The following is a 17,236-nucleotide window of genomic DNA, read 5'->3' as shown; positions in this document are numbered from 1 at the left end:
ATTTGTATCTTTGTCAAACTTTATGAAAATATTCTTTTCCATATCAATGTCTATTTTATTCTTTTTTCAGGGAATCAGCATTGATATGGACTTTTGTGGGCCAATTAAAGAAATTTCAAGCATTATTACCCATTATCAAGACCATAAAGTTTATGGAGACTCTTTCCTTGAATACGTAGTCGAAGATTACATTGACAATGGTGCAAAAAATGAAGGGCATCATCATAACCCTGATAAGGAGAATACACCAATCCATTCCCATCAGCAATGTTGTCACCCTTTAGTGTTAATGATTGAGAACAACAATTTGGCTTTAATTAATCAATTAAAGTTTGAAGGAAAAAAACAGGTTAACTTACATAAAGTAAACTTCTCTTCCAGATATTTGGAATCGCTTTTCCAACCCCCTAAAGTATAATTCAGTTTTTTTTAAGGATAGCTATATCCTAACGTGATGCTTCTCAAGATAGGCATTGCTATATAAATGCGTTGCACCTATTCGCATCGTAAGTTTTAAACTGAATTAATACATTTTCTATGATTAACAAAATCATTTCATTTTCCATCAATAATAAATTTATTATTGGCTTATTTATAGTGGCATTGGTTGGTACGGGCATTTGGTCTATGGCTACTATAAACTTGGGTTCTGTACCCGACATAACAAACAACCAAGTACAGGTAATAACCGTGGCCCCTAACTTGGGGACAGAAGATATAGAACAATTTGTTACCTACCCTGTGGAATTGGCAATGGCAAATCTGCCAGACGTTATCGAACTGCGTTCGGTGTCCCGTTTTGGTCTTTCGGTGGTTACCATTGTCTTTAAGGATGAGGCTGGAACCTATCTGCCAAGGCAATTGGTACAGGAAAAATTGACCGAAGTTGCTGGAGAAATCCCTGAAGGTTTCGGCACACCTTTTATGGCACCCATAACAACAGGTCTGGGCGAAATTTTTCAATATACCTTAAAAGTAAAAGAAGGCTATGAAGACAAATATGACGCAATGGAGCTTCGTACCATCCAAGATTGGATTGTTAAACGCCAAATGGCACTAGTCCCCGGAGTCGTTGAGGTCAATGCCTTTGGAGGCTATGTAAAACAATACGAAGTTGCCATAAATCCTGATAAACTAAAAAGTTTTGGCATTACAATGAATCAGGTTTTTGAGGCCCTTAAAGTGAACAATGCCAATACTGGTGGAGCTTATATCGAAAAAAACCACCAAGCCAATTTTATCCGTGGCGAAGGGCTGGCACGAAGTATTGCCGATTTGGAAAACACGGTTGTAACCACACAAAATGGAAGCCCGGTTTTAATACGTGATGTCGCGGAAAAAGTAGGCTATGGTAATCAAGTGCGTTATGGTGCGTTTACCCAAGATGGACACGAAACTGTTGGTGGACAAATTTTAATGCTGAAAGGCGAAAGCCCAGGCGACGTGATTGAAAATGTGGAAAAGCGTATTGTAGAAATTCAAAAATCCCTGCCGGAAGGTGTTTATATTGATGCTTTTTTAAGCCGAAGTGAACTTATTGAGGCAACCACAAGTACCGTTAAAAACAATCTAATAGAAGGAGCCCTAATCGTCATATTTGTTTTGGTCTTACTTTTGGGAAGCTTCCGTGGTGGCTTGATAGCAGCTTCGATAATCCCTTTATGTCTATTATTTGCATTTATTTTGATGAAACAATTTGGCATTTGGGCAAATTTAATGTCCTTGGGTGCGATCGATTTTGGAATTATTGTAGATGGAGCGGTGATTATCGTGGAAGGAGCGGTTTTCCACATTCATCAACGGATGAAAAAATCCACAACCGCCATCAACCAAGCTGAAATGGATGAAATCGCCTATGATTCTTCAAGTAAAATGATGAATTCTGCCTTCTTCGGTCAACTAATTGTTCTTATAGTTTTTACACCGATTCTTTTTTTGACCGGTGTGGAAGGGAAAATGTTCCGGCCAATGGCATTTACATTTGGTTTTGCCGTTTTAGGAGCGATTATCCTTTGTCTTACCTACGTGCCAATGATGTCATCATTATTTTTAAAACCTGCTAAAAATCAAAATAGTTGGTTCGCCAAGTTTGAAAACAAGATTGATAGGTTCAGTGATAAAATTATGGATGTTCTGAATCGTATCTATCTGCCTATATTAAATTTTGCACTTCGCTTTCGGGCAGGTGTGGTTATAGGCGCGGTTTCCTTGCTTTTGATTTCAGGATTTATTTTCAGCAATATGGGAGCAGAATTTGTCCCTAAATTTGATGAAGGCGATATTGCATTTCAAGCATTGATAAAACCGGGGAGCAGTCTTACAGAATCTATTGAGGCTTCAGAGAAACTTCAGAAGTTAATCAATGAGTTTCCGGAAGTAAAAACAGTAGTTTCTAGGATTGGTGTGGCCGAAATACCGACAGACCCGATGCCTATGGATATTGCCGATAGTTATATTATTCTTGAAAAAGATAAGAGTAAATGGACTTCCGCAGATAGTAAAGAAGAACTGATAGAAAAAATACAGGAAAAAATTTCAGTAGTTCCCGGCGTAAATTTCGTGTTTACCCAACCTGTAGAACTTCGTTTTAATGAATTGCTTACAGGGGTTCGTGAGGACGTGGCAATCAAACTGTACGGAGAAGATTTAGGCGTTTTGGCAGACAAGGTACAGGAAATCGCAGCGGTCATCAGAACCGTTCCCGGAGCGGCTGACCTCAATGTAGAAGCTACAAGCGGTTTGCCACAAATGACAGTGGTGTATAACCGGGCAAAAATGGCACAATACGGTGTAACCGTTGACAAGCTGAATGATTATGTAAGTGCTTCATTTTCTGGAGAACAGGCAGGAGTCATTTTTGAAGGGGAAAAACGATTCGATGTGGTCATTCGTTTGGCAGAGGAATATCGACAAGACATCAATAGCTTAAAAAACCTTTTCATAGACCTGCCAAACGGTGCACAAGTACCTTTAAAGGAGGTTGCAGATATCAGCTATAAGCCAGGTCCGATGCAGATTTCAAGGGACAATACCTCCCGTCGTATTTCGGTAGGGGTCAATGTTCGTGGGCGCGATGTAAAATCGATGGTCGAGGAAATTCAACAAAAATTGGAAACGGACGTGAAACTGCCACCAGGTTATTTTGTAACCTACGGAGGTTCTTTCGAAAACCTTCAACGTGCTTCAGACCGATTGATGATTGTAGTTCCAATCGTTCTATTAACAATATTTGTTCTGCTTTACTTTGCTTTAAATTCAGTTACACAGGCCTTGATGATCTATATGGCAGTGCCTTTGGCGACCATTGGTGGTGTTTTCGTTTTGTTGATTCGTGGAATGCCTTTCAGTATTTCTGCCGGAGTCGGGTTTATCGTGCTCTTCGGAGTTGCCGTATTAAACGGACTCATACTCATAAACAAATTCAATGAATTAAAAGACAGTGGAATGACAGATTTAAAAAAACGTATATACGAAGCAACGCACGAACGTTTACGTCCAATTTTATTAACAGCCATTACAACAATTATGGGTTTTATCCCAATGGCGATTTCTACCTCTGGTGGTGCAGAAGTACAGCGACCTTTGGCGACAGTAGTCATTGGAGGAATGCTTACGGCAACATTTCTGACCTTGGTGGTTATTCCTATTCTTTATTATTGGCTGGAATCCCGAAAAGAAAAGAAGGACAATGGTGGAGATGTAAGTTATATTAAAAAATCAACCAATATTGTAACCGTATTATTGATGGTTGGAGGTTTGATGGCTTCTGGTACTTCATTTGCCCAAGACACCAATCAAGATGGTACAATCCCAAAGACCTTGACCATTGATGAGGCTATTGCTATGGCTAAACAGAATTATCCATCACTTAAAGAGAGCCAAGCATTTATTGAACGGGAAAAGGCACTAAAGGGAACGAGTTTTGACCTTGGTAGCACTCAAGTTTTCACGGGCAAAGAAGAATATGGAAATAATCTTCCTGGAGTGCAGACAACCGTTGGTGTGCAACAGGGCAACATTGATTTGCTTTCCGGTTTTTCAAAATCGAAGTTTTACAAAGAGCGTATTGCCTTGGGAGAAAAGTTTTATGTGGCCAGTGAACAACAATTGGTGCGTAATGTGATGCAGGCGTATGACCAAATTAATTATTACAAGGCACAATTGCGTTTTGCAGACCAATTGGACAGTATTTATACCAATTTTAAGACCGCTGCCCAACTTCGGTATGATACGGGAGAAACAGGTAAGTTGGAATTTATTTCAGCCTCTTCAGAATTTCAACAGATTCAAGTATTAAGGCAACAAGCCTTTGATGATATTGAAATAGCCAAACGTGCCTTAAAACAATATTTGGGAACGGATGAATCCATTGAAACGATTAGTGAACCATACAAAACATTGGATTTTATGGCAATGTTAGATTCCACTTCGGTGGCCAATAACCCAATGTTGCAATATGCGTTGCAAAATGCCGAAGTAAGCAAGGCAAACGTTGGTGTTGAGAAATCACAATTCCTGCCGAAATTCAGTTTATCGTATGGCAGACAGGTTGTGGATGATGTTTCAGGCTTCAACACCTATCAGGCAGGTATTAGTATTCCGTTGTGGTTTTTTCCCCAGAAGTCGAGGGTCAAGGCGGCCAAGGCAGACGCAATGGTAGCAGAGAATCAATATTTGGAACAAAAGGCGGTCACGGAAAGTCGTGTGTCGCAATTGACCAAATCCCTTGAAAAAACAAAGAAGATTTTGCAATATTACGAAGAAGGCGCACTACTCTTGGCAGAAGAACAAATTACCACCGCACAATTGGCATCTAAAGAAGGCGAAATAGATTACGTCAATTACATCACGATTCTCAATAGTGCCATCCGCATTAAACAAAACCATTTACAATACATCAATCAGTTTAACCAGCAGACCATTGATATGCAATATCAATTGGGCAATTTATAACCTTAAAAAAAGAGAAATGAAGAATATACTATTAGTAAGTACCGTATTATTTACACTTATGTTTATGAGTTGTAATGATGCCCCAAAATCTGAACTTGGGCATAACGAAGCCGAAGGCGTATCAAAAACCAATGAAGCTGGAGAAGATGCACACGGCGAGGAAGGCCACAGTGAAGGAGAAGAAGAAGGTCACAGCGAGGAAGAAGGCGTTGTGGAACTCACAAAGCAACAGGCCGAAACCATAGGTTTGGAAATGAAACTTTTGGAGGAACGCAATTTAGGGAACAACATTAAGGTAACAGGAACGCTGGAACTTTTCCCACAGGACAAGGCGAACATAAGTCCTTTTGTTGGTGGAAATGTGAGTTCCATAAAAGTAATACCCGGAGATAACGTAAGCAAAGGACAGGTGTTGGCATATATAGAACACCCTGATATCATTGCAATGCAACAAGATTATCAGGAAAAAAATGATGAATTGGTCTTTTTGAAACAGGATTTTGAGCGCAAGCAGACTCTTTATGATAAAGGTGTTTCTTCTGGCAAGGAATTTCAAATGGCACAGTCAAAATTTCGTTCTACAACATCCAGCGTCAATGGTTTGCGGTCCCAATTGAGACTGTTGAGCATTAACCCGGACAAAGTGGCGGAAGGACAGATATATTCCGCTGTTCCCATTACCTCGCCTATAAGTGGGTATGTGGATGAAGTAATGATTAGCCTTGGCGATTACGTGGCACAACAATCCAAAATGTTCTCGATAAGCGACAACTCAAAAATTTATGTCAACTTCAAAGTATATGAGAAGGACATAAAGCAAATCAAGCAAGGGCAACAGATATATTTTTCCACGGCCTCTCGTCCAGATGAACTGCTTAAAGCAACCGTTCGGTCTGTTGGTAAAACCTTCAATACAGACCCAAAAGCTTTGGAAGTTCTGGCAGATATTGAAAACAAGGATAAAAACCTATTGCCGGGTATGTATGTGGAAGGGCGAATAGTGCAAGGCGAGAAAAAGGGTTTTGCCGTACCGGAAGCTGCCATTATAAAAGAAGGCGAGCAATCCTTTATTTTTATTTTGGATGAAGATGAAGAAATGGAAGCGGACAAAATGAAATTTAAAATGATACCCGTAACGGTTGGTATTACTGATTTAGGCTTTGTTGAAGTCAACCTGCCTGCCGAAGTTTCAAAGGATGCCAAAGTCGTGATAAACGGAGCTTATAACCTGTCTTCGGAAATGGTCAAGGGCGAACTGGAACACGGACATTAATTCAATAACAATCAAAGATTTTGATTCCGAGTTTGTTTATCGTCTTAATTAGTTAGTTAAAAATTAAAAAACAGGCTCGGTTCAAAATCGATTAAAAATTTAAAAATATGAAATGAGCTATAACAATGTGGATACCAACCACAATGTTGATTGGGGAATTACATATGACCATTAAAAAACAAATAAATATCAACAGATGAAAGAAATAAAAGCATTTATAAAACCAAACCGAATCCAAAGAGTCATTGAAGCACTTTCTGACAATGGATTTGAAAGTATGACCCTTTCACAAGCAGAAGGCACGGGCGCATTCAAGGCAAAAGGTGCAAGACCGTCGCTAGATTTTCACGTAACAGATAGTCCTGTGGTAAAATTGGAATTGGTCTGTCAAAATGAGGAAGCCCAAGCGGCCATTGAAACAATTATAGCCAACGCCAAAACCGACGGGCCTGGAGATGGTATTATTTATATAGCAAATATTGAAGATGCCTTTCAGATTAAAACAGGAGATTCCTTAAAACGGCACGACCTGTAAATCTCTTTTTAAACAAATGGAAAAAATAGTTCAATTTTTAGAAAGCAAAGGAATACGACCTACAGCTATGCGCCTTATGACATATAAGCGGTTGGCAGAGTTGAATGTGGCCATCAGCCTTGGCGACTTGGAAAAGGATTTTAAGGTCAGTGAAAGAAGTACCCTATTTAGGACTATGAAAGCGTTTGAAGAAAAAGGTATTGTGCATCAAATCGAGGATGGTACGGGAGTTATAAAATACGCCCTTTGCGAAGAAAATTGTGAATGCGAGGTCGGCAACGACCTTCATTTGCACTTTCATTGCAACAATTGTAATGAAACGGTCTGTTTAACAGAGCATAAAATCCCTCACATCAACTTACCTGATGGTTATATTACCGAGGATATCAACTTGGTGGTAAAGGGCATTTGCGAAAAATGCAGTGGCAATTAGGATTAAACGTTTGGTTTTTAAATTTAATTATCATTTATAAATAGTGAGTAATGATGTCAATCTATAAAAAAGAAGCTACTGTATATATGGTGGCAGAGAAAAAGCTGGATGCCAAGGATTATGAAAACTTGATACCAGTCTTAACAGAACATATAACTGCCCATCCGGAAGTTTTCTGGTACATCGAGATGGAAAATTTTGAAGGTTGGACAGCAGAGGCACATTGGAAGGGAATTGAATTAGACCTTCCGAATGAAAAGCATTTAAAGCGTGTTGCTTTGGTGGGTAGCGTTAAATGGCAGGAGCAATTTACCGAGGTATTGCTTCCTTTTTCAGAAGCTCATATAAAATTTTATAAGACCGAAGAAAAAGACGATGCCAAAGAGTGGATAAAATAAAAATAAAAAATGGAAAAACTACAACTAAAAATACCGGTCATCCTTCCGCAAGTTCCTAACGAAAAAGATTCTTGTGTTGAAAGGCTTATTCAAAAACTACAAGCTAAAGAGGGCATCGAAAAAGTGCACATTGCCGATGCAAACGGAGATGATGTGCCGCAGCTCTGTTTTCATTATGACCCAGATATCATTTCCATTGACCGCATTCAATCCCTCGCCGAAAGTACTGGTGCCGAGATTACCGAAAAATACGGGCATTTGCTCATTGAAGTTAAAGGAATCAGACACACAAGGCAGGCTCGTTCCATAGAGAAAAGCCTTTTGACAATCAATGGAGTTTTGGAAGTTTCCGTTTCAGGCTCTGGAATGGTACGACTTGAATTTGATAAAAAGCAAACGAATTTTGATGAAATAAGTAAACAAATTGAAAAAGAAGAGCTTCAGATTCAGCGGAGTTCTTCAAACGAAAATGATTACACCAAAGCATCCAAAAAACAGGAGCGTTCAAAGAAGGAAGATACTAAAGAACAAACTTCCACAGAGGGCGAGACCCACGATGAAGGAGAAGATCACGCCCACGGTGGTATTTTCGGTAAAAATACGGAGCTCATTTTTTCCATTATCTGTGGGGCACTTCTCGGAATAGGTTTCGGACTTTCCTATGTAGAATCCATCCCAGATTGGGTCAGTCTTACTTTATATATTGGTGCTTACTTTTTCGGTGGTTTCTTTACGGCCAAGGAAGCAGTACAGACCGTCGCCAAAGGCGGTTTTGAAATTGACTTCTTAATGCTTGTTGCAGCCATTGGGGCAGCCATTTTGGGAGAATGGGCAGAAGGTGCCTTGTTGCTGTTCCTGTTTAGTTTGGGTCACGCCCTTGAACATTATGCAATGGAAAAGGCCCGAAAGTCCATTGCGGCACTGGCAGATTTAGCACCAAAAACGGCATTGCTCAAAAAAGATGGCAAGACCGAAGAAGTTGGAATTGAGGAATTGAGTATTGGCGATATTATAGTGGTCAAGCCCAATAGTAAAATATCCGCAGATGGCGTCGTGGTCAATGGAAAAAGCAGCGTCAACCAGGCACCTATTACCGGGGAAAGTGTACCCGTGGACAAAATTCCCGTGGAAGATACGAGCAGGGACTATTCCGCAGATGATGATATAAATGATGAAAACCGCGTGTTCGCCGGAACTATCAACGGTAATAACACGCTGGAAATAAAGGTAATCAAAGAAGCCAAAGACTCTACGCTGTCCCGACTGGTCAAATTGGTCAACGAGGCACAGACCCAGAAATCCCCAACCCAACTGTTGACCGACAAGTTTGAAAAATACTTTGTACCATCCGTACTGATATTGGTGGGTATCCTACTCTTTGCCTTTTTGGTCATCGACGAGCCATTTAGTGCCAGCTTTTATAGGGCGATGGCGGTATTGGTCGCAGCAAGTCCCTGTGCATTGGCCATTTCAACACCAAGCGCCGTATTGAGCGGTGTGGCACGGGCAGCACGGGGCGGTGTACTTATTAAAGGTGGGCGACCTCTGGAAGACTTGGGCGAATTGACCGCCCTTGCTTTTGACAAAACAGGCACGCTTACCGAAGGAAAGCCTAAACTTACCCAAGTTGTTCCACTTGGGGATATAGAAGAAAATGAACTTATAAAAATAGCCGTAGCTGTTGAAAATTTGAGCGACCACCCTTTGGCAAAAGCCGTTGTAAGGGATGGAAAAGAACGTCTGGAAGGCACTTCAATACCCGATGCGACCGATTTGGAAGCTGTTCTTGGAAAAGGTATCAAAGCTTCTTTGGGCAAGGATAAAATCTATATTGGAAACCTTGACTTGTACGAAGACCTCGATGAAGCAAAACCACCCGAAGAAATATCGAATAAAGTAAAAGAACTTGAAGGTGGTGGAAATACCACAATGCTCATAAGAAGGAACAAAGAATATATCGGTATCATCGCCCTGATGGATACCCCACGGGAAGCGGCCAAGGAAACACTGAAAAAATTAAAGGAAATCGGCATCAAACGGATGATAATGCTAACCGGGGATAATCAAAAGGTTGCCGATGCCGTTGCTAAAGAAATTGGGTTGACCGATGCCTGGGGAAGCCTGTTGCCAGAGGAAAAGGTTGATGCCATTAAAAAATTAAAAGAACAGGAATCCAAAGTCGCAATGGTAGGCGACGGTGTGAACGATGCCCCTGCAATGGCAAACAGCACCGTAGGAATCGCAATGGGTGCTGCGGGCAGTGATGTAGCATTGGAAACAGCTGACATTGCCCTAATGGCCGATAAACTGGAAACCCTGCCCTTTGCCATAGGTTTGAGCAGGAAGGCAAAAACCATTATTAAGCAAAACCTTTGGGTAAGCCTCGGTATTGTGGCATTGCTCATACCATCGACCATTATGGGTTGGGCCAATATCGGTATTGCAGTGGTCATCCACGAAGGCTCAACGTTACTTGTGGTTTTTAATGCGTTAAGGCTTTTGGCTTATAAAAAATAAATTTAATAAAAAAGGGTTGCTTTTGAAAAGGTTAAAATGACCAAAACGGAAAAGATACTATCATATCACGGGATTCGACCTACTAAAATGAGGTCGAAGATATACAAGTTCCTAAAAAGGAAACAAAGTGCCGTGTCCTTTTCCGATTTGAAAAAGGCCTTTGTTCAAAAGAGCGAAACCAATAAAACAGCAAACAGAACGACCTTTTATCGCAATCTCAAGATTTTTGAGGATAAAGGGTTGATTCATCAGATTAATGATGGGGTCGGAGTGGCAAAATATGCGATTTCTGATGAAAACGCCAAAGGTAAATACGGTACAGATTTACATATGCACTTTCATTGTACCGATTGTAGGAAAACAATCTGTTTACCAAATAAAATATCGGAAGAGAGCTTGCCAGACGATTATGAAGTGAACGATGTGAACCTTGTATTGAAAGGAATATGTGAAAAATGCAGGAAAAAATAACAGGTGGGAGTACTTGAACCTTGAACCTTTGCGCCCAATGGTCCAGTTCAGGTTTTTTCCACCCTCTTTAACTAAAAAATATGGCAGAACTAAAAAAATCTTTGGGTACGCTTCGACTTACCTTTTATGGCGTTGGCACGATTGTGGGTGCAGGAATCTATACCGTGATTGGTGCAGCTGCTGGACAAGCGGGCACAGACCTTTGGTTGAGTTTTATTTTTGCAGCAATTGCGGCTAGTGTCTCTGCAATGTCCTATGCAGAGTTGTCCTCTACCTATCCCAATGCTGGTGCGGAATTTATTTTTGTACGCAAGGCATTTCCAAAAATTGATATTCCGTCTTTTCTCACGGGTTGGACGATTGCGTTTCATAGTTCGGCCACCATTGCAGCCGTGTTACTTGCCTTTTCGGGGTATTTCAATACGTTTTTTAATATGCCCTCTCTTCTAATAAGTTATGGCATTTTATTGGTGTTGTCATTAATTAGTATTACAGGCATCACAAAATCGTCGACAGCAAATATTATTATGGTCAGCATTCAACTTTTGGGATTGTTATTATTGATAGTATTTGGACTTTTGGAAACTGGTCCACCCAAAGCAGAATTTTTTAAAATTGAATCGATTTCTGGAACTTTGGCGGCCACAGCTACACTGTTCTTTATCTATACTGGTTTTGAACATATGGCAGCTTTGGGTTCGGAAGTTAAGAACCCAGGGAAAACAATTCCCCGTGCATTTTTAATGACTATGGTAATAACTACAATAATTTATTTATTTATTGCTTTTACGGTTTTGAATATTGCAGACCCTTCCGCTTTGGCAAACGTGGATTCGCCACTTTCTCTTGCAGCTTCCAATCTCAACAATTGGTTGCCTGTGGTATTGGCTATCGCTGCACTTTTTGCTACGGCTAATGCTGCTTTTAGTGGTATCATATCCATAAGTAGGCTGCTTTTTGGAATGGCCAGTGTCGGAGAACTTCCAAAGTTTATGACCAAAACCAATGCACAGAAAGTACCGTGGGTTACTACTATTGTAGTTATGGCAGCAGTTGCGGGATTTTTATTGTTGGGCGATATTAAGATTGTAGCAGGTATGTCTTCTTTAGGCGCTTTACTTGTTTTTGTTGCCGTAAATGTCGCACTTATCGTGCTTCGGTTTAAAGCACCAGAGCAAGAACGACCATTTAAAGTTCCTTTGGCTATAGGACGAGTGCCGATTTTACCCATTTTGGCGATACTTATAAGTCTATCATTGATAATCCAATTTAATTGGCAGGTTTATTCAGCGTTCGTAGGTGCTGTTATCGTGGGTATTGTGCTTGATTATTTTTTGGACAAAAAGTCAAAAGATGAAATAGACCCTGAAAAAGAAAAGGAACTTTTTAACCATTAAAATGAAGCTATGGACTGGATGTTTGAAGATTTTAAAACTGACCTAGATACCTTAAATCCTATTGTACGAGAAAAAGCCCTGTCCATAGCAAAAGAACTAATTGAAAAAAAAGATATTTCAGCAAAAGAAGCTTTATCAGAAGGCATCATAAGGGCGGAAGAATGGTTTTACGATTTAGAAGGATAATTATTAATTAAAAACTATATAAAATGTTACAGATAATCGAATTAAAAGAAAAAAATATTGTTGCAACAAAAGCTTCGGGCAAATTGAGAAAAGAAGATATAGAAAAAATCCATCCACTTATCCACGCCATACTGGACAAAGGAATGAAAGTCCGGTGGTATTTTGAGATGGTCAACTTTACAGGTTGGGATTTACCTGGTTTATGGGAAGACCTAAAAATGGACACAGCCCACGCCACGGACTATGAAAAAATAGCAATGGTAGGAGATAAAAAATGGCAGAATTGGATAACCCAATTTATGAAGCCTTTTACCAATGCCGATATTAAGTATTTCAATATAGACCAAAAGGAAGATGCCAAAAATTGGATTGAGAGCCAGTAAGCTTACTTCCGTAAAAGACAGACGATGAATAAAAAAAGCATTCTTATTACCATTTTAATTGGGTTTGCCATAGGTGTTTTTATCCTTCAACCTTTTGGGATAACAATTTTCACGTTTAGCAGCCAGAATTACGAAATCAATTGATGGCAATATTTAATAAATAATTTCATTGAAATTTTAAATATCAATGGGAATCAAATTTTTGAGAACACTCTGTTTGGCTTATTAGGTGCAAGTGTTGCGCTAATTTATTATTTCGGTAAACGAGAAAAGGATATAGATAACAAGTAGCGGTAAATCGTTATAGGAATGAGCGAAATTTTTTATTTAAATAAGTTAAGTGAAAACTTAATTAATAGCAGGCAGCTTTTATGATGCTTTTTAAAGCAAAATGATTAATAGTATTAAAAGCAAAAGTAGAAGCTGCTTTTTTAAATTATACAAGTAAAGATGCGCATTATGAATATTAAACATTGTTTTTTAATAATCTTGTTGGTTAGTTATTATAAGGTAAATGCCCAAAAAGTTTATACAACTGAAGAAGGTCATATTATGATGATGACTTTGGTTGATGATAAACCCATCAAGGCAGAAAGCCATAAATTGGCACTATATCTTGATTATGATTCCAAAGTGGTCAATGGTGTACTCGACCTTAAGACTTTATCAACATATAGTCCTAAAATCAATGCCCTTTTAGAACAGCGGGAAGACCCTTTAATACTTCGGTTTACTGGCACTATTCCATCACAGGATTTTTTATCAAAACGGCACGACCCTATCAACTTTAATTGGCTGATAGATGTTACTTATCAAGGGAAATCCTTTAAATCACAATTTAAAGCAACCATTACCCATATAGAACAAGGAGTAAGTATGTCCTGCCTGATAAGTGCAACCGGACAATTATTGGTTTCAAATACTGGTTTGGATTCCTTAATAGAGGGTATCGATGATACCATAGAGGTGCAGTTTGCCCAATTGGTGTTGAGATTGGAATGACTGTGAATTTAAATAAAATTATAATTGATATAAATGAAAAAAAAGAAACTGAATTTAAGAGATTTAAATAAAACTTCATCCGATAATCACAAGCGCAATGATGGCCACAACCATAGCAGTCCGGAAAGTATAGGGAAATTTAAAATTTATGTACCAGCAATTTTCAGCTTTGTAATGCTGATTATTGGTATTGCGATGGATTATTTTGACGTAGCTTTTTTTAAAGATTGGATACGTATTGTCTGGTATGCAGTCGCATATCTTCCAGTAGGTTTTCCTGTGATAAAGGAAGGTTGGAACAGCATCAAAAATGGCGATTTCTTTACCGAGTTTTTATTGATGTCCATCGCAACCATAGGTGCATTCGCCATTGGCGAATATCCCGAAGGTGTGGCAGTAATGTTGTTTTATGCGGTAGGCGAATTGTTCCAAAGTGCCGCCGTTAAAAGAGCCAAGAGAAGCATCAAGGCATTACTAGATGTAAGACCTAATGAAGCCTTGGTCTATAGGAACAACAATTATGTTTCTGTAAATCCCGAAATCGTTGCTATTGGCGAAAAAGTGCAAGTCCGTGTGGGCGAAAAAATTCCTTTGGATGGTATTTTATTGTCCGAAAAAGGCTCGTTCAATACCGCAGCATTAACGGGCGAAAGCAAACCTGACACCATTGCAAAAGGAGAAAAAGTATTTGCAGGAAGCATCAACCTTGATGGCGTTATTGAAATCGAAACCACCAAGGAATTTAAAGACAGTTCCATTGCCCGAATCCTTGATATGGTCCAGAATGCCACGGCTCGTAAATCAAAAACCGAATTGTTCATTAGAAAATTTGCAAGAATCTATACACCTATTGTGGTATTCTTGGCGATTGGATTAACATTTTTGCCCTACTTTTTTGTGGATGATTATGTGTTTAACGATTGGTTATATAGAGCATTGATATTCTTGGTAATTTCCTGTCCGTGTGCCTTGGTTATCTCTATTCCGTTGGGTTATTTTGGTGGATTGGGAGCAGCTTCAAAAAATGGAATTCTCTTTAAGGGAGCATCTTTTTTAGATGAAATGACAAGGATAACCACAGTGGTAATGGACAAAACCGGAACCGTGACCAAAGGTGTTTTCAAAATCAAGGAAATAAAAACCATTGATTGGGATGAACCCGAATTTATGAAATACCTAATGGCAATGGAAGAACAATCCACCCATCCCATTGCCAAGGCCATAATGGAATATAAAGCCGATGGCGAAGATTTTCAGGCAAAAGAAGTAACCGAAGTCGCGGGTAAAGGATTAAAAGGCAAAGTAAATGGCAAAACGGTCTTGGTAGGCAACAAAGCATTGATGACTTCAAATAATATCGAAGTTCCATCTGAAACCGACAACATTGTAGAATCCATCGTAATGGTTTCCATTGATGGTAAATTCGCTGGCTATGTCATCATTGCAGACGAATTGAAAGAAGATGCCCACGAAGCCATCAAACAAATTAGAGAATCTGGAATTTCCAAAATCATAATGCTTTCCGGCGATAAGGATTCCATAACCCAACAAGTGGCAAAAGAAATGGGTATTGATACTGCAAAAGGCGGTTTGTTACCAGAAGATAAGCTCAACGAAGTTGAGCATTTGAAAAAACAATTTAATACTAAAGTAGCCTTTATAGGCGATGGCATCAACGATGCACCGGTTTTGGCAGCGAGCGATGTTGGCATTGCAATGGGTGGTTTGGGCAGCGATGTGGCGATAGAGACCGCAGATGTAATCATCCAAACAGACCAACCAAGTAAAATAGCTAGAGCCATAAAAATAGGACGTTCTACAAGACGCATCGTTTGGCAGAATATTGGGTTGGCCTTTGGTGTAAAAGCAGTGGTTTTGGTTTTGGGCGCAGGTGGTCTGGCAACGATGTGGGAAGCAGTTTTTGCCGATGTAGGCGTGGCCTTGTTAGCCATTCTGAATGCGGTTCGATTACAGAAGATGAATTGGAAATAGTATAAAAGAATGTCTCAAAAAAGAAGAAATAGAAGAAACAAAAAAAATCGGAAATCATCGAATACCGACATCACAAAAAGAGATAAGGTCAAAGGTATTCTTATGATAATCCTTATGGTAATAGCCGCATTTCTGCTTTATTTTTTTGTGCTAAAAGGAAATATTCATAAGCATTAATGAATTAAGATAATAAAATATTCCAAGTGGTTTGTGTGGCTACAAAAATTGAAGTGGAAATGATTGATATATAGTAAAAATGATATTCTATGTCGGAAAATAGACGGAATAGACGAAATAAAAAAAGCAATAAAGTACCCTCTGTAAAAAATAGTATTACCAAAAAAGATAAAATAATTTGGATTAGTATTCTAATCGTTGTTATTGTGTTAATCTTCTTTGTACTGTTCTTGCAATTCCTAAAGTACTTTATATCTATTTAATTAATTACAATTTTAAATGCAACGTTATTGCAGAAGATTAAGTGAAAATAATGATACCCAGAATGAATGACGACAAATTACGACGATATATTAAAAAAATTAGACAATAAATTAGATATTCTTGAAATAGAAGAACAAGATATTTTACTCAAAGCTGAAAAAGGGATTAAACTTGCAAAACAGACCCTTAAATCAGTTAGAAGTATCGTAGTTGATTATGAATTTGAAACCAAATTAGAGGAAATTCATTTCTTTAAATGTACTAAACCAAAAATTTATAGCAAACTTATTTATTACGTAAAATTATTTAACATTGAAAGTAAAAGACCCAGGGGAAGCAATAAATCGCAAGTAAAGTATTTGAACAATTATATTGAGAAACTTCAAACCTACTTTAACGACAATCTTGATTTTTACCATTATTACCGCAGGGAAGCTACTGTATTTGATGAGCAATATTTTTTAAGAGGCAAGGCAGATATTCGGTTGTTCCCAGACTCATTTCACTTTTTTGTTGATGAAGAATTTGCAACAAGCCACGATAGTACCGTGGCCTCAATTTTAGCCTACGACCTTTTGATTGTACACTTAAAACGGGAAATTGATAAATTGGAGAATAATGGAAATTATGCAAGTTTAAGATTGTTACAAAGTAAAACCAAAATTACCTGGACAGCCCACAAAATATATTTAATTGAACTGATATACGCTTTGCACAGTACAGATGTCATTAATAATGGTACTGTTGACATTAAAGATATTGCCTATTTTGTTGAAAAAACATTTAAAGTGGACTTGGGCGATTATTACAGAGCTTTTTTGGAAATACGGATGCGTAAAAATGGCAGAACCAAATTTTTGGATATTCTGAAAAAGCAGTTGACCAAACGGATGGATGATACTGATAACGTAAAATAAAACACCCAAGATGCTTCAACTTGGGTGTTTCTTGTTTTATGGAAAATCTCATTTTATTTGGTGGTTTTTAGATAGGGTATTTTTTCTGAAGAAGTACCAAAACCCTCTATTGTATTACATTGAAAATGAGAGAAGAAAAACACCCAAGTAGGCCTAACTTGTGAATAAAATCCAGCAAACTACCCCAATTTTGTAGAACGAAAGTCAAATCAGGTCAGGGGCTATCATTTTAGATGAAAGCAAAACGGTAGTCCCTTTCTTTTAATCTAAAGAATTCCCCGAGGCTTGCCTCGGGTTGTAGTACAGGAAAAGTTTGAAAAACGGATGGTTTTTCAATA

Annotated in this window: 14 protein-coding genes; all 14 read left to right on the top strand. The window is 38.7% G+C overall.

The annotated features are described in order from the left end of the window. Positions 1-22: 22 nt before the first annotated feature. The 14 genes from RLT85_RS03625 to RLT85_RS03560 all read left to right on the top strand — a co-directional run bounded on the left by RLT85_RS03625 (position 23) and on the right by RLT85_RS03560 (position 16,898). On the top strand, positions 23-418 hold the full coding sequence (locus RLT85_RS03625; protein ID WP_244745226.1) for a hypothetical protein: 396 nt from the start codon (positions 23-25) through the stop codon (positions 416-418). A gap of 119 nt (positions 419-537) precedes the next feature. Next, on the top strand, positions 538-4,953 hold the full coding sequence (locus tag RLT85_RS03620) for a CusA/CzcA family heavy metal efflux RND transporter (protein ID WP_147865766.1): 4,416 nt from the start codon (positions 538-540) through the stop codon (positions 4,951-4,953). 16 nt (positions 4,954-4,969) lie between these two features. Then, positions 4,970-6,226, top strand: a complete 1,257-nt coding sequence (locus RLT85_RS03615) for an efflux RND transporter periplasmic adaptor subunit (protein WP_026775393.1) — start codon at positions 4,970-4,972, stop codon at positions 6,224-6,226. A 196-nt stretch (positions 6,227-6,422) separates the two neighbouring features. Continuing rightward, entirely contained in the window at positions 6,423-6,761 is a 339-nt protein-coding gene (locus RLT85_RS03610; protein WP_026775392.1) for a P-II family nitrogen regulator, read from the top strand. Positions 6,762-6,777: 16 nt separating this feature from the next. Then, positions 6,778-7,194, top strand: a complete 417-nt coding sequence (locus tag RLT85_RS03605) for a Fur family transcriptional regulator (protein WP_026775391.1) — start codon at positions 6,778-6,780, stop codon at positions 7,192-7,194. Between the two features lie 50 nt (positions 7,195-7,244). After that, complete coding sequence (locus tag RLT85_RS03600) at positions 7,245-7,592, top strand: SpoIIAA family protein (RefSeq protein ID WP_028281653.1); 348 nt, start codon at positions 7,245-7,247, stop codon at positions 7,590-7,592. A 9-nt stretch (positions 7,593-7,601) separates the two neighbouring features. Beyond that, positions 7,602-10,109 (top strand): heavy metal translocating P-type ATPase, encoded by a 2,508-nt coding sequence (locus RLT85_RS03595; RefSeq protein ID WP_044403645.1) that lies wholly within the window; start codon positions 7,602-7,604, stop codon positions 10,107-10,109. 36 nt (positions 10,110-10,145) lie between these two features. Continuing rightward, a complete protein-coding gene (locus tag RLT85_RS03590) occupies positions 10,146-10,580 on the top strand; it encodes a Fur family transcriptional regulator (protein ID WP_026753622.1) in 435 nt (144 codons plus the stop codon). 80 nt (positions 10,581-10,660) lie between these two features. Then, on the top strand, positions 10,661-11,977 hold the full coding sequence (locus tag RLT85_RS03585) for an APC family permease (RefSeq protein ID WP_027126743.1): 1,317 nt from the start codon (positions 10,661-10,663) through the stop codon (positions 11,975-11,977). A gap of 9 nt (positions 11,978-11,986) precedes the next feature. Further along, the gene (locus tag RLT85_RS03580; protein ID WP_164674149.1) at positions 11,987-12,163 is read left to right on the top strand and encodes a hypothetical protein; all 177 of its coding nucleotides are present in this window, start codon (positions 11,987-11,989) and stop codon (positions 12,161-12,163) included. Positions 12,164-12,186: 23 nt separating this feature from the next. Continuing rightward, positions 12,187-12,546, top strand: a complete 360-nt coding sequence (locus RLT85_RS03575; RefSeq protein ID WP_027126742.1) for a SpoIIAA family protein — start codon at positions 12,187-12,189, stop codon at positions 12,544-12,546. 450 nt (positions 12,547-12,996) lie between these two features. Continuing rightward, positions 12,997-13,548: a hypothetical protein gene (locus tag RLT85_RS03570; RefSeq protein WP_311400675.1), complete on the top strand. Its 552-nt coding sequence runs from the start codon at positions 12,997-12,999 to the stop codon at positions 13,546-13,548. A 33-nt stretch (positions 13,549-13,581) separates the two neighbouring features. Then, positions 13,582-15,540, top strand: coding sequence for a heavy metal translocating P-type ATPase (locus tag RLT85_RS03565; RefSeq protein WP_076547101.1), 1,959 nt, complete (start codon positions 13,582-13,584; stop codon positions 15,538-15,540). 506 nt (positions 15,541-16,046) lie between these two features. Continuing rightward, positions 16,047-16,898, top strand: a complete 852-nt coding sequence (locus RLT85_RS03560) for an RteC domain-containing protein (RefSeq protein WP_027126739.1) — start codon at positions 16,047-16,049, stop codon at positions 16,896-16,898. Positions 16,899-17,236: the final 338 nt, after the last annotated feature.

This window comes from Mesonia ostreae (assembly GCF_031845265.1).
GTDB lineage: Bacteria > Bacteroidota > Bacteroidia > Flavobacteriales > Flavobacteriaceae > Mesonia > Mesonia ostreae.
This window is presented reverse-complemented; position numbering and strand designations above follow the sequence as displayed.